Origin of the sequence: Streptomyces sp. CY-1 (genome assembly GCF_047218265.1) — a bacterium.
In the GTDB taxonomy this organism is placed as follows: domain Bacteria; phylum Actinomycetota; class Actinomycetes; order Streptomycetales; family Streptomycetaceae; genus Streptomyces; species Streptomyces niphimycinicus.
The window spans coordinates 11,272,931-11,299,841 of sequence record NZ_CP178393.1 but is presented as its reverse complement, the minus strand read 5'-3'; the positions used below and the strand labels follow the sequence as shown (position 1 = coordinate 11,299,841).

Genomic DNA, 26,911 nt, shown 5'->3' with positions numbered 1-26,911 from the left:
TCGATCCGTGTCCACAAGTCATTGTCCACGATCCACGGCCGAGTCGTCACACGACGCGAGCGGTCGAATCATCATATCGGGCACGCCCGACCAAGGCACCTCAACAAGATTCTTTATACGAGCTCATAGTCCGCGGGCTTGGTGAGATCGATGACGGACCTCTGACCAGATCACTGTCCAGCTAAAACGCATCAAAGGAGACGGCGGTATGCCTGAACGGGATTATGAGCTCGAAGAGAGAGGCGTCAGCGGGATCAGCCGGAGGGCGCTGCTTAAAGCGACACCAATGGCAGTGGGCGGGATTGTTCTGGGTGCGCCCAACTTCGCAGTCGCAGCGGGGCGCCCCAGCGACATCCCCTCAGCAGCAATGCTTGACACGCAACCGACTTACCACGCAGATGGTTCCGTGTCATACGCTAAGGGTTTGATTCCGATGAGTGATAAAAATATCCAGTACCGTGGCCGCTGGAAGGAACAGGCGAACGGATACGTTCATGGGTACTACGAAAGCGGTCTTGAATTTGACTTCACCGGAACGTCCCTTTCCGTCGCACTCGAAGATGCTTGCAGGCTCCTCTATAGCGTAGATGGATGCGCATTCCAGCGAAATATCCACGCGAAAGATACGTTGACAATTGCATCAGACCTCAAAGGGGGGATGCACTCGGTGAGAATTTACTCGGAGTACCAGCAATCCTTCCCAAAAATGAAGTATTTTCAGATTGACCATGGCGCAAGCACAAAGCCTTGCACCAAAAGGCCGACAATGGAATTCATAGGGGATTCCATTTCGGTAGGATACATTGGTCCAGGATTGGCCAATTCGCTCGGGAATTCATTCAGCTTCAAAACGCCTGAACTGCTAAACTTCTCACATAATACCGTTGCATTTGGCGGGATAGCGATGGCGGCGGGGTCCGGCGGGCCAGACACGACAGGAATGGTGAGCCGCTACTCCAAGCTATCGGAATACGTCCCAGGTGAATCAGGTGTGCCAGAATGGGATACGTCAAAATACGTGCCTGACTATCTCGTGATAAATCTTGGTACGAACGATCCTTCAACCGGGGCAAAGGCGCCGAATTTCAAGCCTGCATATATGACATTCCTTGAAAATTCGAGAATGCACTATCCTGGTGCAGTGATTTTTGCAATGTCGCCATTTAATGGCGCTCACGGAAAAGAGATATCCGAAACGGTAAGCGCAAGAAATGCCGCTGGCGACGCGATGGTAATGCACATTGACACGTCCGGCTGGATTGATGTTACGACAGAGACAACCGATGGTACGCATCCAACGATCGCCGCCCACGATAAGATTTCCATTAATCTGGCGACATCGATTCAGAACTACTTGACTGCGCGGCATTGAGCAAGGTTTCGGCGTTGGCCTGCGCTATGAGTTCGTAACGCGATCATGATCCCCGGCCTTCTTGAGTCGGCTCCAGCCGATGAGGCCGCAGGCCAACGAGGCGAGAGCGGCGTGGAGTTCGAGGGCGTCGCTCCCAGCGCACGGCCAGGCGCTTGAACCGGTGAAGCAGGGCGAAGGTCTGCTGGATAACGTAGCGGAGCTTGCCCAAGCCCTTGATGTTCACGGCGCCCGCACGGGAGATCACTGGCAGGATCCGGCGGCCCTGCAGACGGGGTTTCCGCCCCTGACGTGGCCAGTGTCCGCTACGGCAACTCGGCGCCTGCCAAACTGGTGCTGACCCTGCGCAACGCCGACCCGGCGACGGTGGAGCGCGGTGCCGCCGCCGACTTCCAGGTCGACGGCACCACGGTGAACTCAGTCAAGTGACAGTCGGGCACCCTGGTCCTCAACCTCCGCACGGCACCGACCGCCGGAGGCGCGGCGCGTTCCCTGTGCCACATCAAGTCAGGGCCTGGGGTCATGACCCCAGGCCTGGCCGGCAGCCAACGCCTACCACGTACACCTCCACGCTGGACGCCGGCCCTGAACGGGGCGGAGAGCTGGGCAGTTGCCGGACTGAATCACCCCGGGTCATCAAAGTGCGGACGTCGAAGTAGTCGCACCTGGGCATTTGCGACCTCGACGGCAGCCGTCGGTGGAACATCGGACGCCGTGTCACGTGGCTCAGCAGGTGACGTGCTTGCCGTCCGCGCCGAAGACCTCCAGCCGGTCCTCCTGCGGAGTCCGCATGGTTCCGGCGGGCACGTAGTGCATCTGCACGGCGCGGCGGCGGGTGTCCGTCAGATTGGGCGAGGTGCCGTGGTGCAGCAGGCCGTCGAAGAACAGGGCGCCGCCGGGTGGCAGCGGGACGGCGGTGTCGCGGTGGGTCTGGACTTGGGTGTCGCAGATCTGGAAGTCGCGGCGGACGAAGTGGACTACCGGGCCTTCGGTATGGGTGCCGGGCAGGATATGCATGCAGCCGTTGTCGATCGTGGCCTCGTCCAGGGCGATCCACACGCCCACGACGGGGCCCCCAGCGGGATGTCGAAGAATGCCTTGTCCTGGTGCCAGGGCTTCTCCCGTCCCCCGCCCGGCGGCTTGAGCAGGGCCATGTCCTGGATGAGGACGGGCTCGGCGTCCAGGAATCGGGCGACGGTGGCCAGAATCGCGGGATGGCGGGCGAGTTCGGCCAGGCGCGGCTCGTGGGCGCAGAAATGCTGGAGCTTGCGCACGCCGTCCAGCAGCCCGTCGCGGTCCCGTTCCTCCGGGCGCGCCCACTCCTCGAAGTCCACGCTTGCGGGGGACGGTGGGCGGGCGACGACGGCGAGGCCGTCCAGGACTCCCCGCACGTCACGGTCGGTGAGGAGGCTGCGCACGGCCAGGAAGCCGAGACTGCGGTAGGCGTCGGTCTCCGCGGCCCCGATCTCGTTGATCGAGTCCAGCAGCGGAGCGAGGCGGTCGGCGCGATACAAGTCGGCCGGAACGATGTAGGTCATGGGCCGACGGTAGGCCCGGGCGAAGGCGGCCGGGGAGGGCGCGAGTCGTGGATTGCGGGGCACTGGACCGGTCTGGAGTCCGTTCACGCGGAGCGCCTCCAGACGCCGGGGCGGTGCCGGTATGGTCCTTGAACTGGCGGGCGAACAGGCGGTGATCGGCATAGCCGAGGACCCTGGACACCTGACTCACCGTCATGCTGCTTTCGGCGAGAAGCTCGCGGGCTCGGTCGATCCGGACTGCGATCTGGTAGGCGCGGAAGGACTGACCGGTCTCGCGTCGGAAGAGGCGGGAGAACTGATCCGCCGACAGTTCGGCAGACGCGGCGGCTACGTGCACGTCCAGGCGGCGGGCCGGGTGGCGAGTCAACCACTCCACTACGTCGTGGACGCGCCGGTCCATCAGCGCAGGCAAGTCGCCGGCGGCTCTGGCGGCCTGGGCGTGGATCTCCAGCAGCAACGCCGCCAGTGCAGCGGTGGTTCGCGCGGAGGCGTCCGGGCCGGGGCGGCGCCTGAGGCGCGCGAGGCCGTCGAGGTGGCGGCGGACCTCGGGCAGGTCGTCCAGGTGCACCAGGCGCGGGGGCAAGTCGACGTATCCCTGCCCGGCCTTGTGCGAGAAGTCCACTCCTCGCACAAGGCGGTCCAGCTCATGCCTGACCGCACCGCGATCCGGGTTGCCGGCACCGTGCCTCCGTCACAGCGGCGCACTGTCCAGCACTTCGTACACGCCGAGCCGCCAGGCGGCGAAGTCCAGCTCACGCGGCATCATCCGGTGCAGACCGAGGCCGACCGGTTCCGGGTCGCAGGCCACGCTGCCATGCAGCCGACGGTGCAGCTCGTGCGCTGTCCGAGTCACACTTGCCGGAAGGGCACCCCCATCAGGTGGGCGGCCGCCTTGTAGTCGGCAGCTCGGTGGCCCGTGGACAGGGCCCAGTGGTGGCCGATGCCCGTCTCGCTCCAGGCGTCCACCCATTCGCCGGGGTCCCGGCCGAAGTCGACCCGACTGGTGGTGTTGCCGATCTCCAGCAGAGGTCCGGGTACGGTCTCCCCCTCCGAAGCGATGAACACCAAGGTGCCGTCCTGGTCCTGACCGATACCGAAAGCGGTGACCGGGCCGTGTTTGACGTCGAACTCCACCGAGACGCCCCATCCGCGCTTGCCGTGGTAGACACCCAGTCCCCGCAGCAGCGGGTCCCGTGCGCTCACTGCCAGATGCCCGGGGCCATCGTGTCCCATTTCGACCACGCCGTCGGTGAAGTTGAGCGCCTGGATCTCGGTGAACGAGCCTCCCGCACCCAGGCTCTCCGACACCATCTGCGCGACCGATGTGCGCAGCTCGAATTCGCCGGCGGCCGGAATGCCGCGTGCAGTGAGCAGCGATGCCCCCAGGATCATTCCGGCGCCGAGTCGTTCGTGCTGCTCGCCGCCGAGTCCGCGGTGGTAGTAGGCGAGCGTGGTCAGCCCGAAGTCCTCGGCCAGTCGGTCGAGTCCGACGGAGACCCTGGCCGCCCAGGCGAAGTCCTCCGTTACCACGGAGTCATCGAGGGTGAAGATCTCCCGGGCCAGGCCCATGCGCTCCTCGGCCTCCGCGTCCGTGACATCGGCGACCCGGACCCGTAGATCGTCGAACTCGAGAACCTCGACATGCGAGCCGAACTGCGCGGACAGCAGCGTCATATCCGTCGAGACATCGAGCATCCCGGGGTACAGGTGGCCCATCAGGCCGTGGCGCGCGTGCCGCAGCGCCGCTCGGACCTTCGCCGCTGCGACCCACTGCTCGATGCGGCGCCAGGCGTTGGGGTCACGGAGCCAGCCCGACACGGAACGGAACGGGATGCCCGCACGGCGGAAGACATTGCCCACCTCGGGAACGGGGCACTGTCCGCAGTAGGCCAGCCATGAGCCGGTGTCGAAGGACGCGTGGTCCATCCGCTCTGTCGGTTGGAGATCGATCACCAGGATCGGGCTCCCCGAGCGTTGCGCGATCGGCAGGACCATCGACGACGTCAGATAGGTGGTGAGGAACACCACGATCAGGTCGCAGTCCGCTTGGCGCAGCCGTTCGGCGGCGGTTTCGGCCTCGCGGGCGTCCGATATGAAGCCGACGTCCGTCACCTCGGCGTCCAGTGCCTCGAACCGCTCGGTGACGTAACGGGCCGACTCTCGCAACTGCGGGAGCAGGTCCGGGAACTGCGGCCAGTAGGCGCCCAGGCCGCCCGCCACCAGGCCGATCCGGGCCGCCCTGCGCGGTGCAGGCGGGAGGAGTCGGTGCAAGGCTGCCAGCCGATCCGCCGCATCCGGGTCGGCGGCCTTGTCCCGCTCGGTCGCATCGGTCCTGAGCGCGGAATCCTTCGGCGTCATTGGAGCTGCCTTCTTTCTGTGTAGGTGCGACCGCGATCTTCTTGTCGGCGGTTGCATGGAGGTGTTCGGGCGCTGTCTCCCGGCCTCAGTCCGATGCCGGGACGGGCTGAACCGCGATACTCACCTCGGTCGGAGAGCCCGCGCCTGCGACTGCCGCGGCCTTGGGGACCAGGACACGGACGATGTAGACGCCGACCACCATGGAGATCGCCGCACAGGCGGTGATCGACCACAGCAGCAGCCCCGCGCTGTACTCCAGAGCTGGTACAGGATGAAGTACGCAACCATCCCGGCCAGCGACGTGCCACCGGTGAGGCTGGGGATGGCGAAGGCCACCATCTGCACGACCCCCGCGACCAGGAACAGCCGGTCCCGCCAGGGCGTGTCGGCATAGCGGACGAAGACGACGGCCCAGCGAGGTCGGCAGGTCGGCACCTGCGGTGAGGCCGCGCTGTCCCGCCAGATGGCGAGGCTCACCGAGATGGCGCTGAGCAGGCCCGAGTTGAGGTACGAGGCCATGCCGGTCATGTCACGCATCCTTCGGCGGGGACGTGAACGTACGAGAGCGGTGACGCTGAGCGATGGGAGTGACCGTAGGGCTGGTTGGAACGTTTTTCAAGACGGTTGCAGCATGTCCTCATCGCCGGGTGCGGCTGCACAGCAAGCTGGCAAATCACGCATAAGGGGCGCAACTGAGGACTGGTGCAGCCTGCCCCCGACGCGTACGGTGACATCTCTAAAAACGTTCTACATCGTGGGGCATCCGAAGTCGGCGAAAGGACCGCGGCACTGTGCTCTCCCGCACCCTCATCGAGTTGTTCCAGGACCCGCCCCGCGACTTCGGCCCGACGCCGCTGTGGTGGTGGTCGGGAGCCAAGGTCACCCGGGAACGGCTCGAGTGGCAGATGCGCAAGTTCGCTTCAGGCGGCATCCACAACCTTGTCGTGATCAACCTGGCCCCGGCAGGGCCCACGTTCGGCGCCAAGGCCGACGACCCGGCCTGGTTCAGCGAGGAGTGGTGGGCACGCTTCACCGACGCCTGCGAGATCGCGCAGCGGCTCGGCATGCGGCTGTGGTTCTACGACCAGGTGGGCTTCTCCGGCGCCAACGTCCAGGGCGGCATCACCCACCGGCACCCCGAGGCGGCCGGCCAGGCGCTGCGCTGCCGCGATGCCGTCGTCACCGGCGGTCGCGTCGACCTGCTGGGCACCGAGACACTGATCGGCGCCTACGGGGCGGACGGCAGCCGACTGCATCTCCCGGACACCCCCGATGGCACCGAGGTCCTGCTCGTCACCTCTGTCCCTACGGCCTTCGACTACTTGGACCCGCACGCCGTCGGTCTCCTGATGGACACCATCCACGGCGAGTACGACCGCCGCGTTCCGCAGCATCTGGGCAACGTCATCGCCGGCAGCTTCCAGGACGAGCTGCCCGCCACCAACTCCTGGACGTCCCGCTTTCCCGCGGAGTTCAAGGCCCGCCGGGGCTACGACCTCCTCGACCACCTGCCCGCGCTGTTCCGGCACGGTGGCCGGCAGGCCGCCAGGGTGCGTACCGACTACTTCGCGGTCCGCGCCGAGCTCACCGAAGAAGCGCTCTTCAAGCCGCTCGGCCAATGGCACGACAGCCGCGGCATGCTGCTGGGCGCCGACCAGAGCAACCCGGCGAGGGCGGGATACCCCACGCAGTCCACTCAGCTCTACACCGACTACTTCCGCACCCACCGCTGGTACAGCGCCGCGGGCAGCGACCACGAAGGGGACGCCAAGGTCCACTCGTCAATGGCCCACCTCTACGGCCACGAGCGGGTGTGGATCGAGGCGTTCCACTCCTCCGGCTGGGGCGGGACGCTGGAGGATACGTACGACTGGCTGCTGCCCTTCCTGCGCAGCGGCGCCAACCTCTACAACCCGCATGCCAGCTACTTCGGCACCGCGGGCGGTTGGTTCGAATGGGCGCCGCCGTCCACCGACTGGCGCCAGCCGTACTGGAAGCAGTACCCGGCCTTCTCCCGGGCCGTCTCCCGCATCGCATCGATCATGTCGTGGGGCAGGTACAGCGCCGGCGTCGCTGTCCTGCACCCGACCACCACCGCGCAGGCGCTGCTGACGCTGGACCTGCCCGTCGACCACTTCGGCGACGGGCAGGCCGGCGGAGCGCACACGGAACTGGATGAGACGCAGCGCCACTATCTCCATCTGTGCGGCACCAACAACTGGTTCCACACCCGGATCGGTGAACTGGACCGGCAGCAGGTGGCTTTCGACGTCATCGACGACGACTCCGTCCAGCGTGCCGACGTCGCCGACGGTGCGCTACAGGTGGCCGGACTGCGGTTCTCTGCGGTTCTGCTGCCGTCAGCGAGCGTGCTGGAGACCGCCACGGCACGACAACTCATCGCGCTGCTCGACGCCGGCGGCCGGGTCGTGGTCGTCGGCCGGCTGCCGGCCTTCGCGGCCGGTATCGACGGAGACGATTCCGTGGTCACCGCGCTGTCCACCCACCCCCGCCTCGAACGCGTCGCCGACCCCGAGTCCGGCGCCAAGTCCGTGGCCGGCCAGTACGACTACGCCACCGGCGAGGTCCCGCTCCTGGTCCGCCGCCAGGGAACCGAGGCCGTCGCCCTGGTCACCGGGGCGTTCCCGAACGCCAGCGGTCATCCGCTGCGCGACGCCACGACCCGGCGATGGCAGGACTTCGACTTCGACCCGGCGCGCTATGCCGGAATGTCGTCGGTCGAGGTGAACGCCGTCGTGGCGGAGGCGGAGGTCTGGGACCCGGCCACCGGCGTACGCCGGGCCGCCCAGGTCACGGTTTCCGGGCAACGCTCCAGGATCGAGGTGCCGCTGAACGGCGCGCCCGCCGCAATCATGGCCTGGCGGGAAGGCGAGGCGTCGACCGCGGCCCCTACGCCTGCACCACCCACTCCTGCGGTCGTCACGACTGACCTATCGACGGGCTGGCGCGGTCGACTCGTCGCCACTATGGACAACACCTGGGGTGATATGGCGCTGCCCGCCGCGTCGTCCGTCGAGGACTTGCAGATCTGGAACTTCCACTGGTCCGAGGGGACCGCCGGTCACCCGGCGCAGACGGCGCAGACGGTGCGCGCGACGTACGGCAACCGCGTCCGAGTTCTCTCCCCGATCCCGGTCGCGCAGGCGCCGGACCCGCTGGACCGCGACGCCGTCGCCCGCGTCCTCGCCGGGCAGACGCCGCTGGCCGACGACGCAGCCGGATGGGAGGTCTCGCTCCACTCTTCCAGCCGGGGAGTGGCTGATCCCGGTTACGGCATACTCGGCCACAAGGGGTTCGTCGGCGAGGAGTTCGTGCGCCTCCGCATGCCGGCGGACGGCACGGTTGCCCGGGTCCGGGCCATCGTCGAGGCGGACCGGCTCGGCGCCGCCGACCTGCACGTCGGCGCCGCGGCCGGCAAGCGGCTGTGGTGGAACGGCGTGAAGCTCCCCACCGGCAGCGGTTATCTGACCACGGTCCGCGTCGACGTCGACCAGCCGCTGAACGTCATCGAGTACGAGCTGTTTGATGCCGACGTCCGTGCCGGGTTCGTCGCGGACGCCGACGCCGAACCGCTCGGCAGCTACTTCTGTCTGACCCGGCCCGGCGAGTTCTCCCCCCGGCCCCAGTTCATGCGCCTGCCGGATGGGGTACGGCCGTCGGGCAGGGCCGTCTACCGTGCCCGGGTGCGCCTCGACGACGACGCTGCCGAGGCCGTCCTCGTCGTCGGCGCGGCCACCGGCGTCACCGTGCTGCTGGACGGCACCGCCGTGGCCCGGCAGGAGAAGGTCGAGTACTACGAGTCGGCCTGGGGCGCGACCCCGATGTTCTTCCGCCACGAATTGCACCTGACGGCGGGTGAGCACCTGCTGGAGCTGGTCGCCGACAGTAACCACGCCGGGGACGTGCTCTACGCCGACCTGGTCGCCCGTACGCAATCCGCGGTCATCGCCCTCGTCAGCGGCGCCGGCTGGGAATCCGAAACGGGCGACTGGCGGGGCACGGCGCTCGAACACCGGGGCCGCTGGACCGAGTTGCAGCCCTGTTACGCCGCCACCCGGCCGCACCCGCTGCACGGCACCGCATGGCTGCACGGCGTTCCGGCCCTCGGCGCGACCGTGGACGCGGTGCGTACCACCGACAACGCCGTGCCGGCGCCACAACGCCTGCGGGCCACGCTGCCCGCCGGCACGATCGCGGTGAATCTGCCCCTACGGCTCGCCGCCGCGGTGACGCTGGACGGCACCGAGCGGCGGCTCGACGGCAGCGCACTCCACCTGGACCAGCCGCTGCAGGTACCCGCGGAACTGGAGATCGTCACCGAGCCCACGGCCACTCTCCGCGGTGGTAGTGCCCTGTCGGGACCGGTCACCGTCCGCATCGCCGAAGCCCCCGTCCTGCTGGCCGACTGGCACGGCATCGGACTCGCCGGCTGGAGCGGAGGGCTGCGCTACTCCCGTACGGTGACGATCCCGCCCGGCTCCGACCCGGCGGTGACGCCCGTGCTCGACCTCGGCCGGGTACGCGGCTCCGTCGAGGTGGCCGTCGACGGCGAGAAGACAGGCGAGGCCTTCTGTGCCCCGTACCGCTTCCCGCTGCCGGGCACCGCCGGCCGCACGGTACGCATCGACGTGACGGTGTACAACACGCTGGCCCCGTACTTCAGCGAGGCCACCCCCACCGCCTGGACCTTTCCCTCGCATCTGGTCTCGGGTCTGCTGGGCCCGGTCACTATCATGACCGCACCGCCACCGGCGGAGACGGCACACACCGGCGAGACCGAGGCGATCGGAGGATGAGCGGCGTGACGACCACCAGGCCCCCCGCGCGTATCCAGGACGTCGCGGCCGCGGCAGGCGTCTCCGTATCCACGGTCTCCAACGTCCTCAACCGCCCCGAGCGCGTCAACGCCCGCACTGCCGACCGGGTTCGGTCCGTGATCGCCGACCTCGACTATGTGCCGCACCCGGGGGCGGCCGGCCTGCGTAACGGCCGCGCGTCGTCGATCGGGCTCGTCCTCCCGGACATCGTCAACTCCTTCTACGCACGCATCGCCCGGGGGGCGGCCGAGGCAGCGTACGAGCACGGCTTCTCGCTCGTCCTGTGCGACAGCGGCGATCACCCCGACCGGGAGCGCGACTACTTCGACATGCTCGCCGAGCAGCGCGCGGTCGGTGTCGTCGTCGTCCCCCTCGGCGCCGACCCGGAGCGCCTGACCAGGCTGCGCCAGCGCGGCATCCCGCTGGTCCTGACCGACCGGAAGCTGCCGCCGCAGGAAGGCTGTTCGGTCGCCGTCGACGATGTCACCGGCGGCCGTCTGGCCGTGGAGCACCTGCTGGACAGCGGTGCGCGGCACGTCCTCGTCGTCAACGGCGGCCGCGGGATCCGGCAGTGCGCCGATCGGTACCAGGGAGCCCGCCAGGCGATCCGCAGCCATCGCGGCGCCCGGCTCGACCAGGCCGTCGCCGCGCAGATGACGGTCGCCGCGGGCGCCGCCATCGCCCGCGACCTGAGCACTCTCCCGGACGCGGTGTTCTGCACGAACGACTTCCTTGCGGTGGGCGTGTGCCAGGGGCTGGCGGAACGCCGTATCCGTGTGCCCGGCGACATACAGATAGTCGGTTACGGCGATCTGGACGTCGCGCCGCTGGCAGCACCTCCTCTGACCACCATCCAGCAGCCGGTGGAAGACCTGGGCCGTACCGCCGTACATCTGCTCATGGACGAGATCGAAGCCATTGACGAACACGTCCACGAGACCCGCGTCTTCGGCCCTCGGCTCGTTCCACGGGACTCGACCCGGGTCGCCCCGTGACGAAGTCCGACATCGTGTCCCGATCGTGCTCGGTTCGTCCTGCTGTCCACCGCGGCTTCACCAAACCGTCCGCTGACACCCCGCCAGCCGGATAGGCTCGAAGGACCACCTCTGACCAGCGGAAATGGTGAAGTCCCGCTGGAGTACCAACTGATTCCCAATGCCGTCTGCCAAGCCGCACGAGCGCCGGGAGGTGCGAGTTCGTAGCGGGGCGAAGTCGTGCGGCAGGTAGCACCATGGGATCCCGGCGCGGTCCACGTACAGGATCGCGTTCAGGATCTGGCGCAGGTCGTGCTCGGGCGGGTGGCCGATGTCCAGGGCGTTCCGGCGGCGCCGGGCACGCCAGGCGGTGAGGACCGGCTCGATCAGTTCCCAGCGTTCGTCCGACAGGTCGCTGGGAATCCCGTCGTGCGGGGTCATGCTTCCGATGCACCGCGTGGCGGCTGAAGACATCACGCCATGAAAAGGCCCTAAACGGTCAGCAAGTCATGCCCACCACTTCGCCCCCTTGGCGAAATGCTGGGCCGCCCGGGACAGAGCCTCCTGCTCCAGCTCTCGGTTGTCCTTGGCGGGCGGGCCGGCTCGTCCTGCCCGCCCGCGACCAACCTGCCCGAGGCCGCGTCCGCCCGCCCGAACTCCGCCACGACCGACTCGACGTCCGACCCGCGAAAGAACCAGTGTTACCGCATCGCGCTTGAACTCGTCGTACCTCGGAGTCATCTGTCTTATCCGTACAGGGAGGAGATCGTACCCGCGATCGTGCATCTGCCCGCCGGAAAGGCGTTGACCGTCCGCTCGCCACCATGGCGGACGACGAGATCGGCGGAGCCCTCGAACATCTGTGGGGCGAGGCGGCGGTCAACCTGGAACGCCCGCCGGGCGGCGGTGCTGTCGTGGCTGAGCTGGTGTGCTGAGCGCGGGTACGACGGCCCGGCGGTGCCGACGTGGGTGAAGCGGATGCCCCCCACCGGACTCGGAGCCCCCGGCCCAGTCGAAGATGGCGATCGACCGGCTGATCGACCGCCGCGACGTCCACCTGCGGGAGAAGACGCTGTGGCGGATGCTGCACGAGACGCTCGCGCGGTCGGAGGAGATCCTCGGCGTCAACGAAGAAGTACCGCTCCAGCTCCACACGAGACAGCGCCCCGTTGAACGCCGCGTATTGGGCTGCCTGTTGATCCGACAGGGACTCGACCGCCACCAGGGCCTCCGAAGATCGACAACATCAATCCGCGAAGGCCGCGCCGCACGATCAGCCCAGGTCAAAGGCCGCGAGGGCTTAGCGCACGATCTGACACGGATGTTCCTCAACCCCCTTTCCATGCTCAATGGGCAACCTCATCCCGGACAGCGTCCGAAAGACGTGTTGTGTGGGCCGGGCTGCGAGCGACGAGTCCCCCGTAGGGCTGCGGCCACCGGGCTCTATGGCGATGGTCGCCGACCTCCGCCGGTGAAACGACCACACCAAAGCTGTAGTAACAGGTTGTTCATCTGATAGTTCAACCATGTTGGCTGACATGGCTGCCTCACTATTTGTAATGTCAGGGCCGTGACTACCACGACAGTTGTGCCCCCGGATGAGAGACCAAGGCGTCTGCGGTTGCGCGAGGCCGGGGTGACTGCGACGTTGCTGGGACCGGCTTTTGTCTTCCTGGCCGCGTTCGTCGTGCTGCCCGTCCTGACCGTGGGTGTGCTGGCGATGCTGAATTTCGATCCGCTCAGCCAGCAGACGAGCTTTGCCGGTCTGGACAACTGGCGCCGCGTGCTGGCCAGCCGGGAGTTGTGGCAGGCGACCGGGAACACGCTCCTCTACGCCGCTCTGACCGTGCCCGTCGAGGTCGGGGGCGGCCTGCTGATCGCGCTCGCCATCCGGGCTGCCGGCCGCGGCGCGGGACTGTGGCGGACTGCCTACTTCGCACCGACGGCGGCCACGCTGGCCGCGATGTCCGTCGTCTGGCGGTGGCTGTACTACCCGCAGGCGGGTGTTTTCGACACAACACTCGGCCAGCTCGTCGGGCACGAGGGCTGGCTGGGGTCGACGACGCTGGCACTGCCCGCGGTCGCGGTCGTCGGAAGCTGGGCGGGGATCGGGTCGTGCGTGGTGATGTTCCTTGCCGGCCTGTCAAATGTGCCCGCTCACCTCGAGGATGCTGCCCGGATGGACCGGGCTGGTGCCTGGCATCGGTTCTGGTCGGTGATCTGGCCTGCGATCGGGCCGGCTACGACGTTCGCGCTGGTGATCACCACGCGTGACTCGCTGCGCGTGTACGACCAGGTCCGGGTCATGACCGACGGCGGGCCGCAGCAGAGCACCAGCACACTGTCGTTCCTCGCATGGCAGCGCGGAGTGAGCTATCTCGACATCGGCGGCGGCTCCGTGATCAACGCTGTGTTGCTGGTGCTGGTCCTGATCACGGTGGCTGTGCAACTGCGCCTCGGCGGGCGCCGCTGGGATGAGGACGGACGCCGATGAACACGACAACGGTTGCCACAGTGCGCCCACGGCTCGCCCGCCGCTGGGCAGGCGATAAGCGCGGCATGTGGGTTCGCTGGAGCTTGCGTGCCGGACTCGCCGCGGGTGCGGTGTTCATGTTGACCCCGTTCGTGCTCATGGCACTGGCCGCCATCACCCCGGACCGCCGGCTCAAGCCCGGGTCGGTGAGCCTGTCGGGTTTCACGCTGGCCAACTTCGGCCAGGCCTGGCATGACGTCGACTGGCCCGGACTGTATCTGCACACGGTCGTGGTCGTCGCCGTGGTGTTCGCCGCACAGGTGCTGACCTCACTGCCAGCCGGGTACGCGCTGGCCCGGCTGAGGTTCCGCAACCGCCGGCTGTCGTTCTGGATGGTCATGCTGTGCCTGGCGATACCGCCGCAGGTGACCGGGATCCCAGTCTTCTACGCCCTGTCCAAAGTGAACCTGCTGGATAGCTACACCGCGCTGGTACTGCCGAGCGTGGGCAGCGCCTTCGGAATCTTCCTGTTCCGCCAGTTCGTACTCTCCCTGCCACAGAGCGTCTTCGACGCCGCCCGGCTGGACCGGGTCGGCCCGGTCGCCATGGTGTGGCGCATCGTGCTGCCCAACGTGAAGCCGGCACTGGCGGCCTTCGCCGTCTTCACCGTGGTCGGGCACTGGAACGATCTGTACTGGCCCTCGATGCTGCTGCGCTCGGACCGCGTGGCCACGGTGCCCTACGGCATCACTCGCTACGCCGCCCCGGACAGCCTCAGCACATACGGCACCCAGATGGCCGCGGCAACGCTGGCCACGCTACCGCTCCTGCTCTTCTTCCTCCTCGTCCAGCGCCAGTTGGTGCGCGGCATCGCGCTGACCAACGGCGGCGAATGAGCCCGCGCCCGCCCCACTCGAAACGGAATCCCGATGAACGTCACGATCACCCGGCGGCAGGCCCTGATGGGTGCTCTCGCCGTCGCCGCCGCGGGCACTGCCACCGCCTGCGGCAGCAGTAGCAGTGCCGGCAACACCGACGCCAAAACGATCAACCTGCTCACCTCTTCCGATCCCAAGATCGTGAAAAACGTCAAGCGCACTCTTGGGCCGGAGTTCACCCGCCGGACCGGCATCACAGTGAAGATCGAGCAGGCCGGGCCGGCGTGGACCGAGGTCGACACCCGTCTGCAGGCGGACCTCACTGCGGGCCACCGGCCGGACGTCGCGCTCGTGGGCATCAACTCGGTGCGCACCTATGCTGATAGCAAGCTCGCGCGGCCACTGGACAATCTCATGGCGCAGGCGAAGTTCGACGCCTCGCAGTACTCGCCCTCCTTGCTGAACGTCGGCAGGTTCGATGGCCGGACGATGGGCGTTCCCTACTCCGTCAGCACGCTCGTGCTGTACCTCAACGTGGATGTGCTGCGCAAAGCCGGACTCGACCCGGACCGGGCACCGGCCACGTTCAGCGAGCTGAAGGCATACGCGGCCAAGATCGTTAGCAGCAAGGCCGTCCGGTACGGAGTCGCCTGGGCCTACAGCACCGATTCGAACTGGGCGCTGCAGGCCATGCTCGATTCTGCGGGCGGGTCGCTGATGGACCCGGCCGAGAAGCACGTGACGGTCAACCAGCAGCCTATGGTGCACCTGCTGCAGTACTGGCGGGATCTCGTCCAGGAGGGCACGAGCACCGTCATCACATCGGCCGACCTGACCGCGGCCTTCCTCCGTGGTGACGTCGGCATGATGTTGCAGAGCTCATCGCAGAGCACCGCCGTCGCCGCCGGTGCGTCCTTCCCGATCCGTATAGATGTCCTGCCCGTGCCCGACGGCGGCCGCCGCCGCACGCCGGCCGGTGGTGGATCCGCGGTGATCTTCGCCAGAGACGAGAAGGTGCAACGTTCGGCGTGGAAGGTGGCCCAAGAACTGATCGGGCCTGCCGGGCAGACGCAACTGGTGAAGACGTCCGGCTACACATCGGTCAACCAGCAGGCTCTCACCGATCCCCGGTATCTGGGGAACTTGCTGCCCAAGGAGCCGCTGCGCTCCGCAGGTGTCGCCGAGATCAAGACGCTGGTGCCCTGGTACCAGTTTCCTGGCGCACACGCGGTCGAAGCGCAGAAGCAGCTTCAGAACGCGGTCGTCGCGGCGATGAGCGGCACGAAGCCAGTCCAGAAGGCACTGGATGACGCCGCCCAGTCCATCTCCGGTCTCCTCATACGGTGAAGCGGGTGCCCATGACCATGACCACAGTGCGCGGCGAGCAGGCCGAGCAAGCGTCCTCCGGCCGGTCGGTCGGCGTCGAGAAAATTACGAAGGTCTACCCCGGCGGCAGGCGCGCGCTCGACGGGGTGGAGCTGGCGGTCGAGCCGGGGACGTTCGTCGTCCTGCTTGGGCCCTCGGGGTGCGGCAAGACAACCCTGTTGCGTTGTATCGCCGGCCTGGAGCGGATTTCCGCGGGCGCCATGCTGATCGGCGGCGATGATATGACCCACCGCGAACCGGGTGACCGAAGTGTTGCGATGGTCTTTCAGAACTACGCCCTATACCCGACCAAGACCGTGCTGGAGAACATTGAATACCCCTTGCGCATGGCCAAGGTCTCACGCCAAGCCCGTCGCCAGCGAGCGCGTGAGATGGCAGAGCTGCTACGCCTCGGGCCGGTAATGAACTCCCGACCCGCCCAGTTGTCCGGTGGTCAGCGGCAGCGCGTCGGTATCGGACGGGCACTGGTACGCGAGCCGGACGTGCTGCTGATGGACGAGCCGCTGTCCAATATCGATGCCGAGTTGCGCGGTGAGCTCCGGGCGGAGATCCGGCGCCTGCAGCGCCGCAGCGATACGACAACGTTCTATGTCACGCACGACCAGGCCGAAGCTCTCGCACTCGCCGACCGGCTGGTGGTGATGCGCGATGGGCGGATCGAGCAGGACGGCCCGCCGGAGCAGGTCTACCAGCAGCCGGCCACCCGGTTCGTCGCCTCCTTCCTCGGCGGCATGAACATCCTCGACATGAAAGGATCACAAGCCGTCCTGCCCGCGCCACTGCGCGCCACGCTCGCCGAGGAGCGGATCGGCTGGCTCGGAGTCAGGCCGGAAGACCTCCGGGTGGTGGCCCGCCCCGGGGATACCACTGGCGCGGACCTCGTGCTGCACGGCACGGTCGAGGGACAGGAACTGCTGGGCCGGGAACGGCTCGTGCACTTCCGTACCGGCGGTGACCAGCGCGCCCGCGTACGGATCCATGCCGACCAGACGGTGCCCGCCGACATCACGGTCATCGCGAACTTGGCGGACATCCACCTCTTCGACTCCGCGGGCCGGCGGCTACCCGACACGCTGCCGCTGTCGAGCGGATCACGATAGGAAAGCTACCGATGCTGAACGGGACCGTGCCGAACTATCTCGCGCTGGCCGACTTGCTCGAGACCTCGATCGCCACCATGAAGGGCGGTGATCGGCTGCCGAGTGAGAACGAGCTTGCAACGCTGCACGGGGTAAGCCGAGTGACCACCCGCGCGGCTCTCCAGGAGCTGGAGCGCAGGCATCTGGTGCGACGCAGCAAGGGCTCCGGCACGTTCGTGGCCCTGCGACTGGTGTTCACCATCAGGCCCGACCTGCCACCGAGCTGGAGTCAGACGGTTCGCCGCGCGGGCGGCGAACCGTCCGTGAAGTCCGTGGACGCCGTCCTCGCACAACCCGATCCGGAGACTCGCGAGCGGCTCGAACTGGGCCCCAGCGACGAGGTCGTCCGGCTGCGCCGTGTCGGCCTGGTCAACGGCCTGGTCGCCAACACCACGCTGACCTGCCTTCCGGCCGATCTCGCACCGGGCTTCCGTGACCTCCTCGCCACCGGTGGCTCGCTCCACACCATCCTGACCAGCCTCGGCTACCACCCCCAGCGTGAGTGGACGCGCGTCGACATGCAGGTCCCGGGCGAGGAAATCGCGACCGACCTCGAACTGGAGGGCCGCCCCCGAGTCTGGGGCCTGACCAGTCTGGTCGTCGACGAGCGCGACGGCCGTCCCCTCGAATACGGCCGCGGCTGGCACAGGCCGGACGTATTCGACATGCGCATGGAGTACCAGAACAAGCGCCACGCTCAACGTGCAGGCGCACCAGAAACAAGGAGTTGACATGGAAACCACCCGTCCGACGGCTGGTCGCAGCGCCCCACCCACGCTGGAGTCGCACGCGGTTCACGACGGGCTGCGGGAGGCCGCCGAACGCATCGGCCTGACCGCGGTCGAGCTGGAGACGCCCACGGTGCAGCAGACGGTGCTCGAAGAGTTGAAGCAGGCGGTGCCCGCACTGCCGGACCTCATCCGACAGGCTGGCGAGCAGCTCGACGTCCACGGCGCGGTCCGCTTCACCGGGCTGCCCGTGGCCTGCGACGTCGCGCTGATCGGGCTGCTCGCAGCGTTCGGGCAGCCGACCAGCAGGGGAAACGGCGCTCCCGCTGAGCGCCTCATCTACGAGGTTGCCCCCGACGATGCCGCCACCGGTCCGACGAACTTGTCCAAAGGGCGCGCCGCCCAGAACCCGCACACTGACTCACCCGTCCAGCATCGACCCCACGAGTTCCTGGCACTGGCGTGCGTGACCGGCGATCCCGCCGGCGGCGGACTGTCCACTGTGGTCCGAGCCGATGACGTGGCAGCCGCGCTCGATGAACGTGACGGGGGCGCGACGACGGCACTGCTGCGAGAGGAGAAATATCCCTTCCTGGACACACCGCTGGGCTTGGACGAACCGCCGGTGATCGCACCCGTCCTGCGGCGGACCTCGCAGGGGCGATGGCGGGTTCGGTTCCGGCGCGACGCGCTCGTCGCGGGCTTCCAGCGGCATCCCAGCGTCACCAGCGCCGCACATCGCGCGGCTGTGGACGCGTTCACCACCATGGCCACCGACCCGGCGTTGACCGCGACCTTCCAGTTGGCCCCCGGTGACATGGTGCTTCTCGACAACACCCGTGTGATGCACGGGCGCACCGAGATCACCGGCACCGCGGAGCGACGACTGAAGCGGATAAAGCTGTTCGGCGAAGGGCGTCCGCGTGACGGCAGCGGCAGGTGAACCCACGAGATCGTCGGCCTGCTCGACATCGGTGCGCTACTTGTCTTCGACGACCTCACCCCGCCCGGTGGTCCGGCATCGTTGGACAACGTCCTCGTGGCCGCGCGTCATGTATGAGTTCGATGCCTCGGATCTGCCGAGCGTGTCCCGGGCGAGGAGATCGCGATCGAACCCTAGCTGAAGGGTCGGCCCCGATTCTGGGGCCTGACCTGCCTCGATAGACACGCCCACCGTCCCGTCGAATACGGCCGCGGCTGGAGCGGTCCGGACGTGTTCGACATGCGCATGGAGTACCAGAACAAGCGCCGCACTCAACGTGCAGGCGCACCAGAAACAAGGAGCTGACATGGAAAACACCCGTTCTGCGGCAGGTCTCAGCGCCCCACCCGCGCTCGAGGCGGCTGAAGCGAATGAAGCTGTTCGGCAAGGGGCGTGCGGCGTGACGGCGGCGACAAGTGAACCCGTACACCTCGCCGGTGCGCTCGAGCTCGCTGCGCGGTTCGATCTGCCTCCCGTGCGGCCCGAGAACAGGGTCCCGACGTCCTGCCTGCCCGGGGTCGGCCGACTGCTGGCGACGCTCGCCGCGAGCACGAGTGTGCGACCGGAGGCTGTTGTCCTGGAGCTCGGTACAGGAGCGGGCGTCGGCACCGCCTGGCTCGCGCACGGCCTGGCTCCGGGCGCGCGGCTGATCACGGTCGAGGCCGAAGCCGAGCGGGCCACCGCGGTCGGCGCGCTGTTCGCCGGGGACCCCCGGGTGAGCGTCGTCCACAGCGACTGGCACACGGTCGAGCCCCCGCGTGGCGGTGCGTGCCTGCTGTTCGCCGACGCCGGGCTGCGCCGCGAGATCCACCCACCGGCCTGGGACGAGATTGTCGATTTGCTCGACATCGGTGGGCTGCTCGTCTTCGACGACCTCACCCCGCCCGGCGGTCCGACACTGTTGGACAACGAAGAGGACAAGCGGCGGTTCGTCTTCGGACATCCACGACTGCGGGGCGTCGAAGTAGCCGTGTCCGGGGAATCGAGTGTCCTCGTGGCCGCGCGCCATGCATGAGCTCGGCGCATCCGACCTGCCGAGCGCTCCGTTCGAGCCCTGGCCGGCCGCGCACCTGCACGTCGAGTGGGGAAGCCAAGCCGCCCAGCTCGCAGCCGACCGCGGCGACGCCGTCGTGGTCGTCGACACGCTCACCTTCTCCACCACGGTGACCATGGCGGTCAGCCGGGGCGCGGCCGTGCTGGCTTTGTCCCGCGCCGAAGTGGCGCGGCTGGGCGGCCCGGACCGCGTTGCGCAGACCTACCAGGTGGCGCCGCCAGCGCTCACCCAGGGCGGAACAGACGCGAAGCTCACGCTGTCTCCCAGCAGTGTCGGCAACGTCGCCCGTGGCGACCAGGTCGCGCTGACCTCGATCAACGGCGCCGACATCGTCCGCAGCGCCCGGCACGCAGCAGTGCTGCTTGCCGGATGCCTGCGAAACCGATCGGCAGTCGCCCGCTGGTGTGCCAGTGCCTTGACCGACGGTGTGATCCCCCGGGTGACGGTCATCGCGGCCGCCTCACGCTGGTCGTCGATGCTCACTGTCCCCGAGGGGATGCGTCCGAGCATCGAGGACTGGCTCGGTGCCGGAGCGATCGCGGCCGCGGCGGAGACACTCGGTGTAAGCCTGTCGACCGAGGCGAAGGCCGCCGCGTCGACCTACGCCATTGCCGAGCGCGACGGCCTGGACCAGTGGCTGCGCGGTTCGATCACCGGCCGGGAGATGATCCAGAAGAACTTCGGGTCCGATATCGACGAAGCCGCCCGCCTCGATCACCACGACACCGTGCCTCGACTCGACGACCGGGGATTCTTCGTCATCTCTGACCGCCCGTGACCAGTTCTACCAGGAAGGACACCATGCCCACGCCTTGTCCCTCTCATCCGTTGAGGAACCACGCAGGTCCAGCGAAGTCGTGACCGTCGATGCGCCAGGAGCTAGCGGCGCGACCGAACCGGGACTGCGCACCACCCGCACCCGCCGGGCCCTGACCGCCGCGCACGAGGCCGGTCTGCTCGGCGGCGACGACGCCCAGACCCTGGACAAGGCCCGGGTGCTGGCGACCCGGTGCGCAACGCGGTGATGCTGGTGCGCGGCCGCCCGGGCGACACCTTCCCCAGAGACTCCCGCGAACTGGCCGCGATGGCCCGCTACCTGGGCTACGGCACGGGAGCTGACCGCCTCGCCAGGCCGGTCGGCCCCCGGGCTCAGTGCACGCTTCTCACCGCTCCAAGGCCGATCAGGACCCCAACGAGTGGCTTCCCTCCTATCCGGGAGCCCACTGCCGATACATCCAGGAGTGGACCGTGGTGAAGTCCCGTTGGGGCCTGTCGGTAGACCTGGGCGAAGTCACCGCGCTCACCGACCTCGCGGACAGGTGCCACGATGCCCGCATCACCTACACACCTGCGTGGAAGTCAGTAGCCACGTAGCCGTCGCGCAGAGGTACCATCCACCACCAACATGAAACGGCGCCCAGACGAGGGAGCTTGTGATGGACACCTCTGCCGACAACACCAGCCTCAAAACCCAGTACACGGCACAGATCACCGCCGACCTCGAACGCAACGAGGCCGAACACGAACGCCTCAGCGCCGACATCGCGACGCTGCGACAACAACTGTCGGAGTTGGAGAGCAACCGGGCGCTCCTGCTCAGCATGCGGCAGACCCTCGACAACGAAGCCACTGGTGACGCACCGGAGGACGCCAACGTCAGCGGCTCTGACAATGGCTCGTCCGCCACACGGAAGTCCGCGTCACTGCCAGCAACACGCAAGCCGAAGAAGGAGGCCGACACAACCAGCGGCAAGCGGAAGCGGGCGGAGTCAGGCGGAAGCCGTCCCAAGCGGGTACGAAACGCGGGTGTGCCCACGCTTGGGGACCTCATCCGCGGCGACCTCACTCAGCACGGTGAACCGCGCTCCGCAGCCGAAGTCACCACCGCCCTCACCCAGACCCTCCCGGACCGCGAGATCAAGACCACCGTCGTACGCAGCACCCTCGAGTCACTCGTCGCCAAGGGCCAAGCACACCGCACCAAGCGACAGAGGGCCGTCTTCTACTCATCTGCCGCCCCGGACGCGGCCCCTGGTACGGCTGAGCCCAGCGAAGCAACCCCCTCCTGAGATGCCTCGACATGATTCGGCATCGCTGCGGGGGGGCGCTCTGACATGTGGCCAGAGGCAACGCTGGCGTGAACGGCGCCCGGCGGCTGCCTGACCGTCACCGCCCACGCTGACGGCTCCCATATGAAGGCGCGTCTCTCCAAGGCAGGGCCTTGGACCTGGAGGAATGCGCGCACTCCGTGCGGGTCCTGGATGCGGCGGCTGGGCGCGGGCCGCGTGTCCAGGGCGAGGAACCCGCGCATCTCGGCCGCGCAGTGCGCCTGCCCCGGATGGGCGCGGGCCCGGTGCACGGTTGCCGCATACGCCTCGGTGTTGCCGCCGAGGGCGAGGAAAGGACAGGGCTGTCACCCTATGGTTGGCACGCAGCATCTGCCGCTGCTCGGAGCCGGCGTGCACCGATCCGGCCAGGGTGAGGGCGATCTCGGCCAGGGCCGTGAGGTCGCCCGTACCCAGGGTGCCGTACTGGTGCACCGCGGGCAGCGCGCAGCGGTGCAAGGCTGAGCGGCCGGGTGTCGCATCGGGTGTGCGCCGGTTCCGCGGGTTGAGGACCGCCCTCGTGGGAGCCACTGGTCTCAAAGAGCGATCAGCCCCGCCTTCGTCTGCTTGAACCCGCGGGAGTCGAAGTAGGGGGCCGTCAACCAACTACTTTCTGATTCGGACCAACTGCTTTCTGTGACGTGGTAGGGGAAATCCGTGGGAATCACGGAAGCCGTCCTGGCAGTGCTGGACGTGAAGTTCGCGAAGATGCCGCCGCATTGGGACGAGCGGCAGCGCCGCCTGTATCTGGCCCTGGAGGCCGATGCCCTCGGGCATGGCGGAACCGCGGCGATAGCCAGGCCGGCCGAGGTATCGGAGTCGACCATCGCACGGGGACGCGACGAACTCGCGGGCGGTGCTGCGCTGGACCACGACCTCGCTGCGCGACCTGGCCCGGGAACTGACCACGGCAGGCCATCCGGCCAGCGCCCCGGCCGTGGGCAAGCTGCTGCGCTCGATGGGCTTCAGCCTCCAGGGCATGGCCAAGACCCGCGCCGGAAGCCATGTCCCCGACCGCGACGCCCAGTTCCGGCACATCAACGCCACGGCCGAGCGGTTCCTGGCCCAAGGTCTGCCGGTGTGTGAGCGTGGGCACCAACCGCGACGCCGCGGCCTTCGCAGTGGAGTCCATCCGCCGCTGATGGACCCAGCAGAGCCAGCCAGACTACCCAGACGCATCCCGGCTGCTGATCACCGCCGACTCCGGAGGAGCGAACTCCGCCGACTCCCACCTGTTCAAGAAGGACCTGGCCGCCTTCGCCGACGAGTGCGAACTGACCATCACCGTCCTGCACTTTCCACCCGGAACATCGAAGTGGAACAAAGGCGAGCACCGCCTGTTCTCCCGCATCACCCACAGCCTGCGCGGACGGCCCCTGACCAGCTACGAAATACTGCTCAAGAGCATCTAGGCCAGCCGCACCAGCACCAGACTTACCGTCAACGCCGCCCTCGACGAGAACGACTACCCCACGGGCCGTACGCTCACCAAGGACGAGCGCGAGGTGATCCCCCAGCGCATCCAGCGGGACGACTTCCACGGGGAGTGGAACTACACCATCGCCCCCTACGATCCCCAGATGGCACCGCCACCCGAGCCGGACCGGGCGAAGGCACCGCCGATCCCGGCCGAGGCCACCCACCTGCTCACGCACCCCGCCCTGACCGGCATGTCCCGCGAGCCGTTCGACCGGCTCGCGGAGGAACTCGAACCCTGTCGCCGGGTCCTGGCCGAGGCGGAGCGGGAGAAGAGGAAGGGCCTCAACCGGCGCGGATACAACCCCGGGTTCGGCTTCCTCGACCACCGCCACCGCGTCCTGGCCGCCGTCCTGAGCCGCCGCAACACCGTCACCCTCACCCTGACGGCCCGACTGCTCGGCCGGGACCGCAACACCCTGAGTTACCACGCCCACCGGACCATGCCCCTGCTGGCCTTCGCCGCGGTCCCCGAGATCACCACAGTGTCGTGCCGATCCGGATGTTCTACCGCCAGTGGGGGTGACCGTGGAAATCGAGCTGCATCCCCGGACAGCCGAACGGCTGCACGCGGCCGAGGCCGCCATGGACAGCGAGGACGCGGTCGACCAAGCGAGTCTGCTCGGTGTCGTTTACTCTTCCCATTGGTCCAGGGGGGCGTCGGTCAGCGCGGTGGTGGGGGCTGCGCCGTCGTCGTGGAGGGACTGTTCAGTCCAAATGATTTTGCCGCGGGCCGTGTAGCGGGTCCCCCAGCGCTGGGCGAACTGGGCAACCAGGAACAGACCTCGCCCGCCCTCGTCGGTTGTGGCCGCCCGGCGCAAGTGCGGCGAGGTGCTGGAGCCGTCGGCGACCTCGCAGATGAGGGTGCGGTCGTGCAGCAGGCGCAACCGGATGGGTTGTGTGCCGTATCGGATGGCGTTGGTGACCAGTTCGCTGGTGATCAGCTCAGTGGTGAAGCCCAGTTGTTCCAGGCCCCAGGTCTCCATCTGGCGGGTGACCTCGGAACGGATACGGGAGACCGCTGCGGAGTCGGAGGGAACGTCCCATTCGCGGACTTGGGCGGGGTCCAGGATGCGGGTGCGGGCGACGAGCAGGGCGACGTCGTCGGTGGGGCGCTCGGGCAGCAGGGCGTCAAACGCCGCCTGACAGGTCTGTTCTGGGGTTCGGTGGGTTTGGGCAAGGACGTCTCGCAGAAGCTCCAGGCCCGTGTCGGGGTCGCGATGGCGGTCCTTGATCAATCCGTCGGTGAACAGTGCTAGTCGGCTGCCCTCTGGCAGGTGCAGTGTGGCGGTTTCGACCGGGAGACCGCCACCGAGGCCGAGGGGCGGTGAGACAGGGGTGTCGGGGAACGAGACGGCGCCGTTGGGATGGATCAGGGCAGGACCCAGGTGGCCGGCGCGGGCGATGGTGCACGCTCCGGAGACCGCGTCGTAGATCGCGTACAGACAGGTGGCCCCAGTGACCTCCTGCTCGGCCTCTTCTTCGCTTTCGTCGGCGTCCATGTGGGCCACCAGCTCATCCAGGTAGCCCAGCAGTTCGTCAGCCGACAGGTCCAGGGCAGACAAGTTGTGTATCGCGGTGCGCAGCCGTCCCATGGTCGCCGCCGCATGCAGACCGTGACCGACCACATCGCCCACCACCAGTGCGATGCGCGCCCCCGGGAGCGGGATGATGTCGAACCAATCCCCGCCGACCCCAGCCTGCGCGGGCAGGTAGCGCCACGCCACCTCCAGGGCGTTCTGCTGCGGCAGCCCTCGCGGCAGCAAACTGCGCTGCAGCGTCACGGCCATCGCATGCTCCCGCGTGTACCGCCGCGCATTGTCGACGCAGACAGCAGCCCTCGTCGCCAGCTCCTCCGCGAACGAAAGATCGTCCTCCACGAACGCCGGTGAATCAGCCGCCCGCCAGAAGTCCACCATGCCCACAACCACTCCCCTGGCCTGCAACGGCACGGCGATAAGGGAATGCAATCCGCACTCCAGCATCCTTCGGGCCCGGTCGGGATCCTGCTCCCGCCAACCTGTGGTCCCTAGCAGGTCCGCCTCAACCAGCGCCCGCCGCGTCTCCAGCGCCCGGGCCTGTGGTGTTCCCGGCCCGAACGTGATCAACTCACCCTCCGGATACAGGGGCGACCTGTCGAGGTGGCCGCTGATCGCCGTGCGCCGCATCTGCCCCCACGGCTCCCGGGCCGGTTCTTCCCCCTGTACCACCGCATCCAGAAGATCCACGGCAACGACGTCGGCGAACCGTGGCACCGCCACCTCTGTCAGTTCCTGTGCGGTGCGGACGACGTCCAGTGTGGTCCCGATCTTCATCCCGGAGTCATACAGCAGCCTCAGCCGCTCCCCCGCTTGTTCCGCCCGTCCCGACACCGCCGCAAGCTCCGTGGTGTCCCGCAACGTCACCACACTGCCCGCTTGTCCGCCGAAGGGGGCGGTCGGTCGCTTGTTCACCGCGAGAAGCCTGTCCCCCGCCAGATGCACCCCATCCGAGACCGGGTCTCCCGACGCCAGCAGCCGCACCGTCTTGCTGTCCAGACCTATGTCGTCCACATACCGACGCTCCGCGTCGGTCGGCAGATCGAACAGTCGCCGTGCTTCGTCGTTGACCAGCAGCAGCCGCCCGTCGGCTCCGATGATGAGCACGCCCTCCCGGACCGCGTGCAGCACCGCATCATGGTGCTCGTACATCCGTGTCATTTCCGTCGGCCCCAGCCCATGCGTCTGCCGCCGCAGCCGCCGGGAGACCAGCATCGTGCCGGCCGTCGACACTGCGAGCGCGCCCGCGCCGGCGCCGAAGACGATCGGCAGCTGCTGCTCGGCCAATCTGGTCACGTTCTGGATCTTGACCCCCGCGGCGACCAGGCCGGCGACCGAGCCATTGTCGCGGAATACCGGGACAATGGCCTCGATAGCCGGGCCGCTGCCCCCGGGCAGCCGCGGCCCCCCGCGCGTTCGCTCAACGGTGACGCGACCCGCCAGCGAGGGCCCGATGATGCCCCCGAACTTCTTCCCGATCGCCCCCGGGAAGGGATGCGTATAACGGATCCCGTGCGTGTTCATGACGACGAGGAAGTCAACATCCGCCCGCTGCCGGGCCGCCTCCGCGCGCGGCTGTAGCACCGCCGTCGGATTCCGGCTGTCCAGCGCCGCCACTACACCTGGCGAGTTCGCAAACGCCTCAGCGGCGGTCACCGACTGCTGCCGGGCCTCGCGCATGCTGTACTGCCGCGCGAACAGCACGAGGGCCAGTGCGCCAGCCGCGACCAGCAGCACCACGATGACGACCTGCGCAACGAACACCTGCCCCGCAGCGGTGCCCAGGTTCAGCAGGGAGCGGAGTCCCGAACCGGCACCTGGGTCCGATTCTGTGCGCAGTGGGCTGGCGACGAGACGGCGGACCGGCCGGTTTCGACGGGAAAGCCCCTTCACAGTTCATTCATAACACTGCTTTGCACCCTGAGGGGAATATTCAGGCTATCGGGACCATGCAGGACAAATGCGGGATATGGGCGAGCCACGGCGGTGAGCGGGAGACACTGCTAGTCCAGCGGGCAGCTCGTGAGCGACCGGCACGATCACCGCGCTGCTTCTGCTGCTACGCCGCACCGTGG

General features: G+C 67.9%; 19 protein-coding genes and 6 pseudogenes. 17 read left to right on the top strand and 8 right to left on the bottom strand.

Features of this window, described 5'->3' with window-relative positions:
* The first annotated feature begins 208 nt into the window (after positions 1 to 208).
* Positions 209 to 1,372, top strand: coding sequence for an SGNH/GDSL hydrolase family protein (locus ACK1X7_RS47495; protein ID WP_413116776.1), 1,164 nt, complete (start codon positions 209 to 211; stop codon positions 1,370 to 1,372).
* Between the two features lie 288 nt (positions 1,373 to 1,660).
* Entirely contained in the window at positions 1,661 to 1,798 is a 138-nt protein-coding gene (locus ACK1X7_RS47490; protein WP_385148712.1) for a hypothetical protein, read from the top strand.
* A 297-nt stretch (positions 1,799 to 2,095) separates the two neighbouring features.
* Here the strand turns inward: ACK1X7_RS47490 and ACK1X7_RS47485 are convergent.
* The 5 genes and pseudogenes from ACK1X7_RS47485 to ACK1X7_RS47465 form a co-directional block, all read right to left on the bottom strand.
* Positions 2,096 to 2,760 (bottom strand): annotated as a pseudogene (locus ACK1X7_RS47485) (phytanoyl-CoA dioxygenase family protein).
* Between the two features lies 1 nt (position 2,761).
* Positions 2,762 to 3,307: a helix-turn-helix domain-containing protein gene (locus tag ACK1X7_RS47480; RefSeq protein ID WP_413116968.1), complete on the bottom strand. Its 546-nt coding sequence runs from the start codon at positions 3,305 to 3,307 to the stop codon at positions 2,762 to 2,764.
* Positions 3,308 to 3,598: 291 nt separating this feature from the next.
* Positions 3,599 to 3,760, bottom strand: a complete 162-nt coding sequence (locus ACK1X7_RS47475) for a hypothetical protein (RefSeq protein WP_385148706.1) — start codon at positions 3,758 to 3,760, stop codon at positions 3,599 to 3,601.
* Positions 3,757 to 5,265 (bottom strand): arabinose isomerase, encoded by a 1,509-nt coding sequence (locus ACK1X7_RS47470; protein WP_413116775.1) that lies wholly within the window; start codon positions 5,263 to 5,265, stop codon positions 3,757 to 3,759. The genes ACK1X7_RS47475 and ACK1X7_RS47470 overlap by 4 nt, the downstream gene beginning before the upstream one ends.
* A 120-nt stretch (positions 5,266 to 5,385) precedes the next feature.
* Positions 5,386 to 5,793 (bottom strand): hypothetical protein, encoded by a 408-nt coding sequence (locus ACK1X7_RS47465; protein WP_390792433.1) that lies wholly within the window; start codon positions 5,791 to 5,793, stop codon positions 5,386 to 5,388.
* A gap of 263 nt (positions 5,794 to 6,056) precedes the next feature.
* Here ACK1X7_RS47465 and ACK1X7_RS47460 point away from each other — a divergent pair, with 263 nt between their 5' ends.
* Together ACK1X7_RS47460 and ACK1X7_RS47455 are read left to right on the top strand one after the other, a co-directional pair.
* A complete protein-coding gene (locus tag ACK1X7_RS47460; RefSeq protein WP_413116774.1) occupies positions 6,057 to 10,082 on the top strand; it encodes a glycosyl hydrolase in 4,026 nt (1,341 codons plus the stop codon).
* Between the two features lie 5 nt (positions 10,083 to 10,087).
* Entirely contained in the window at positions 10,088 to 11,098 is a 1,011-nt protein-coding gene (locus ACK1X7_RS47455; protein WP_385148697.1) for a LacI family DNA-binding transcriptional regulator, read from the top strand.
* Positions 11,099 to 11,311: 213 nt separating this feature from the next.
* On the opposite strand, the pseudogene ACK1X7_RS47450 reads toward ACK1X7_RS47455, so the two are convergent.
* Positions 11,312 to 11,518: pseudogene (locus ACK1X7_RS47450) on the bottom strand (transposase); the annotation flags it as partial.
* A gap of 344 nt (positions 11,519 to 11,862) precedes the next feature.
* Between ACK1X7_RS47450 and ACK1X7_RS47445 the strand changes: the two are divergent.
* From ACK1X7_RS47445 to ACK1X7_RS47395, 11 genes and pseudogenes are all read left to right on the top strand, one after another.
* Positions 11,863 to 12,257, top strand: a pseudogene (locus ACK1X7_RS47445) (site-specific integrase); the annotation flags it as partial.
* A 441-nt stretch (positions 12,258 to 12,698) separates the two neighbouring features.
* Positions 12,699 to 13,571 (top strand): carbohydrate ABC transporter permease, encoded by an 873-nt coding sequence (locus tag ACK1X7_RS47440; protein WP_385148691.1) that lies wholly within the window; start codon positions 12,699 to 12,701, stop codon positions 13,569 to 13,571.
* A 116-nt stretch (positions 13,572 to 13,687) separates the two neighbouring features.
* Positions 13,688 to 14,446, top strand: a complete 759-nt coding sequence (locus ACK1X7_RS47435) for a carbohydrate ABC transporter permease (RefSeq protein WP_385148688.1) — start codon at positions 13,688 to 13,690, stop codon at positions 14,444 to 14,446.
* A gap of 33 nt (positions 14,447 to 14,479) precedes the next feature.
* The gene (locus tag ACK1X7_RS47430) at positions 14,480 to 15,775 is read left to right on the top strand and encodes an ABC transporter substrate-binding protein (protein WP_413116773.1); all 1,296 of its coding nucleotides are present in this window, start codon (positions 14,480 to 14,482) and stop codon (positions 15,773 to 15,775) included.
* A gap of 11 nt (positions 15,776 to 15,786) precedes the next feature.
* On the top strand, positions 15,787 to 16,914 hold the full coding sequence (locus ACK1X7_RS47425; protein WP_390792430.1) for an ABC transporter ATP-binding protein: 1,128 nt from the start codon (positions 15,787 to 15,789) through the stop codon (positions 16,912 to 16,914).
* An 11-nt stretch (positions 16,915 to 16,925) separates the two neighbouring features.
* Positions 16,926 to 17,684 (top strand): GntR family transcriptional regulator, encoded by a 759-nt coding sequence (locus tag ACK1X7_RS47420; RefSeq protein WP_385153338.1) that lies wholly within the window; start codon positions 16,926 to 16,928, stop codon positions 17,682 to 17,684.
* Between the two features lies 1 nt (position 17,685).
* Positions 17,686 to 18,624, top strand: a complete 939-nt coding sequence (locus ACK1X7_RS47415; RefSeq protein ID WP_385153341.1) for a TauD/TfdA family dioxygenase — start codon at positions 17,686 to 17,688, stop codon at positions 18,622 to 18,624.
* Between the two features lie 439 nt (positions 18,625 to 19,063).
* Positions 19,064 to 19,678 carry an O-methyltransferase gene (locus ACK1X7_RS47410; protein WP_390792429.1) on the top strand — a complete coding sequence of 205 codons (615 nt, stop codon included), beginning with the start codon at positions 19,064 to 19,066 and terminating at the stop codon, positions 19,676 to 19,678.
* Positions 19,671 to 20,495, top strand: a complete 825-nt coding sequence (locus tag ACK1X7_RS47405; RefSeq protein ID WP_385153347.1) for a 2-phosphosulfolactate phosphatase — start codon at positions 19,671 to 19,673, stop codon at positions 20,493 to 20,495. Before ACK1X7_RS47410 ends, ACK1X7_RS47405 begins: the two co-directional genes overlap by 8 nt.
* Before the next feature lie 106 nt (positions 20,496 to 20,601).
* Positions 20,602 to 20,831 (top strand): annotated as a pseudogene (locus ACK1X7_RS47400) (glutamate-ammonia-ligase adenylyltransferase); the annotation flags it as partial.
* 322 nt (positions 20,832 to 21,153) lie between these two features.
* Positions 21,154 to 21,786 (top strand): hypothetical protein, encoded by a 633-nt coding sequence (locus ACK1X7_RS47395; protein WP_385153350.1) that lies wholly within the window; start codon positions 21,154 to 21,156, stop codon positions 21,784 to 21,786.
* Here ACK1X7_RS47395 and ACK1X7_RS47390 read toward each other — a convergent pair.
* Positions 21,720 to 22,100: pseudogene (locus ACK1X7_RS47390) on the bottom strand (aromatic amino acid lyase); the annotation flags it as partial. The gene ACK1X7_RS47395 and the pseudogene ACK1X7_RS47390 overlap by 67 nt on opposite strands.
* Positions 22,101 to 22,137: 37 nt before the next feature.
* Here ACK1X7_RS47390 and ACK1X7_RS47385 point away from each other — a divergent pair.
* Together ACK1X7_RS47385 and ACK1X7_RS47380 are read left to right on the top strand one after the other, a co-directional pair.
* The gene (locus ACK1X7_RS47385) at positions 22,138 to 22,287 is read left to right on the top strand and encodes a hypothetical protein (RefSeq protein WP_385153353.1); all 150 of its coding nucleotides are present in this window, start codon (positions 22,138 to 22,140) and stop codon (positions 22,285 to 22,287) included.
* A 243-nt stretch (positions 22,288 to 22,530) separates the two neighbouring features.
* A pseudogene (locus ACK1X7_RS47380) lies at positions 22,531 to 23,405 on the top strand (ISAzo13 family transposase); the annotation flags it as partial.
* Between the two features lie 525 nt (positions 23,406 to 23,930).
* Here ACK1X7_RS47380 and ACK1X7_RS47375 read toward each other — a convergent pair.
* Positions 23,931 to 26,630 carry a SpoIIE family protein phosphatase gene (locus ACK1X7_RS47375; protein WP_413116967.1) on the bottom strand — a complete coding sequence of 900 codons (2,700 nt, stop codon included), beginning with the start codon at positions 26,628 to 26,630 and terminating at the stop codon, positions 23,931 to 23,933.
* Positions 26,631 to 26,911 lie beyond the last annotated feature (281 nt).

Excerpts from the sequence above, each read along its gene's own strand:
- ACK1X7_RS47480 (WP_413116968.1), bottom strand. The coding sequence starts at position 3,307 with ATGGACCGGCGCGTCCACGACGTAGTGGAGTGGTTGACTCGCCACCCG.
- ACK1X7_RS47465 (WP_390792433.1), bottom strand. The coding sequence starts at position 5,793 with ATGACCGGCATGGCCTCGTACCTCAACTCGGGCCTGCTCAGCGCCATC.
- ACK1X7_RS47420 (WP_385153338.1), top strand. The coding sequence starts at position 16,926 with ATGCTGAACGGGACCGTGCCGAACTATCTCGCGCTGGCCGACTTGCTC.
- ACK1X7_RS47405 (WP_385153347.1), top strand. The coding sequence starts at position 19,671 with ATGCATGAGCTCGGCGCATCCGACCTGCCGAGCGCTCCGTTCGAGCCC.
- ACK1X7_RS47385 (WP_385153353.1), top strand. The coding sequence starts at position 22,138 with ATGGTTGGCACGCAGCATCTGCCGCTGCTCGGAGCCGGCGTGCACCGA.
- ACK1X7_RS47495 (WP_413116776.1), top strand. The coding sequence starts at position 209 with ATGCCTGAACGGGATTATGAGCTCGAAGAGAGAGGCGTCAGCGGGATC.
- ACK1X7_RS47425 (WP_390792430.1), top strand. The coding sequence starts at position 15,787 with ATGACCATGACCACAGTGCGCGGCGAGCAGGCCGAGCAAGCGTCCTCC.
- ACK1X7_RS47470 (WP_413116775.1), bottom strand. The coding sequence starts at position 5,265 with ATGACGCCGAAGGATTCCGCGCTCAGGACCGATGCGACCGAGCGGGAC.
- ACK1X7_RS47415 (WP_385153341.1), top strand. The coding sequence starts at position 17,686 with ATGGAAACCACCCGTCCGACGGCTGGTCGCAGCGCCCCACCCACGCTG.
- ACK1X7_RS47435 (WP_385148688.1), top strand. The coding sequence starts at position 13,688 with ATGTTGACCCCGTTCGTGCTCATGGCACTGGCCGCCATCACCCCGGAC.
- ACK1X7_RS47430 (WP_413116773.1), top strand. The coding sequence starts at position 14,480 with ATGAACGTCACGATCACCCGGCGGCAGGCCCTGATGGGTGCTCTCGCC.
- ACK1X7_RS47395 (WP_385153350.1), top strand. The coding sequence starts at position 21,154 with ATGGACACCTCTGCCGACAACACCAGCCTCAAAACCCAGTACACGGCA.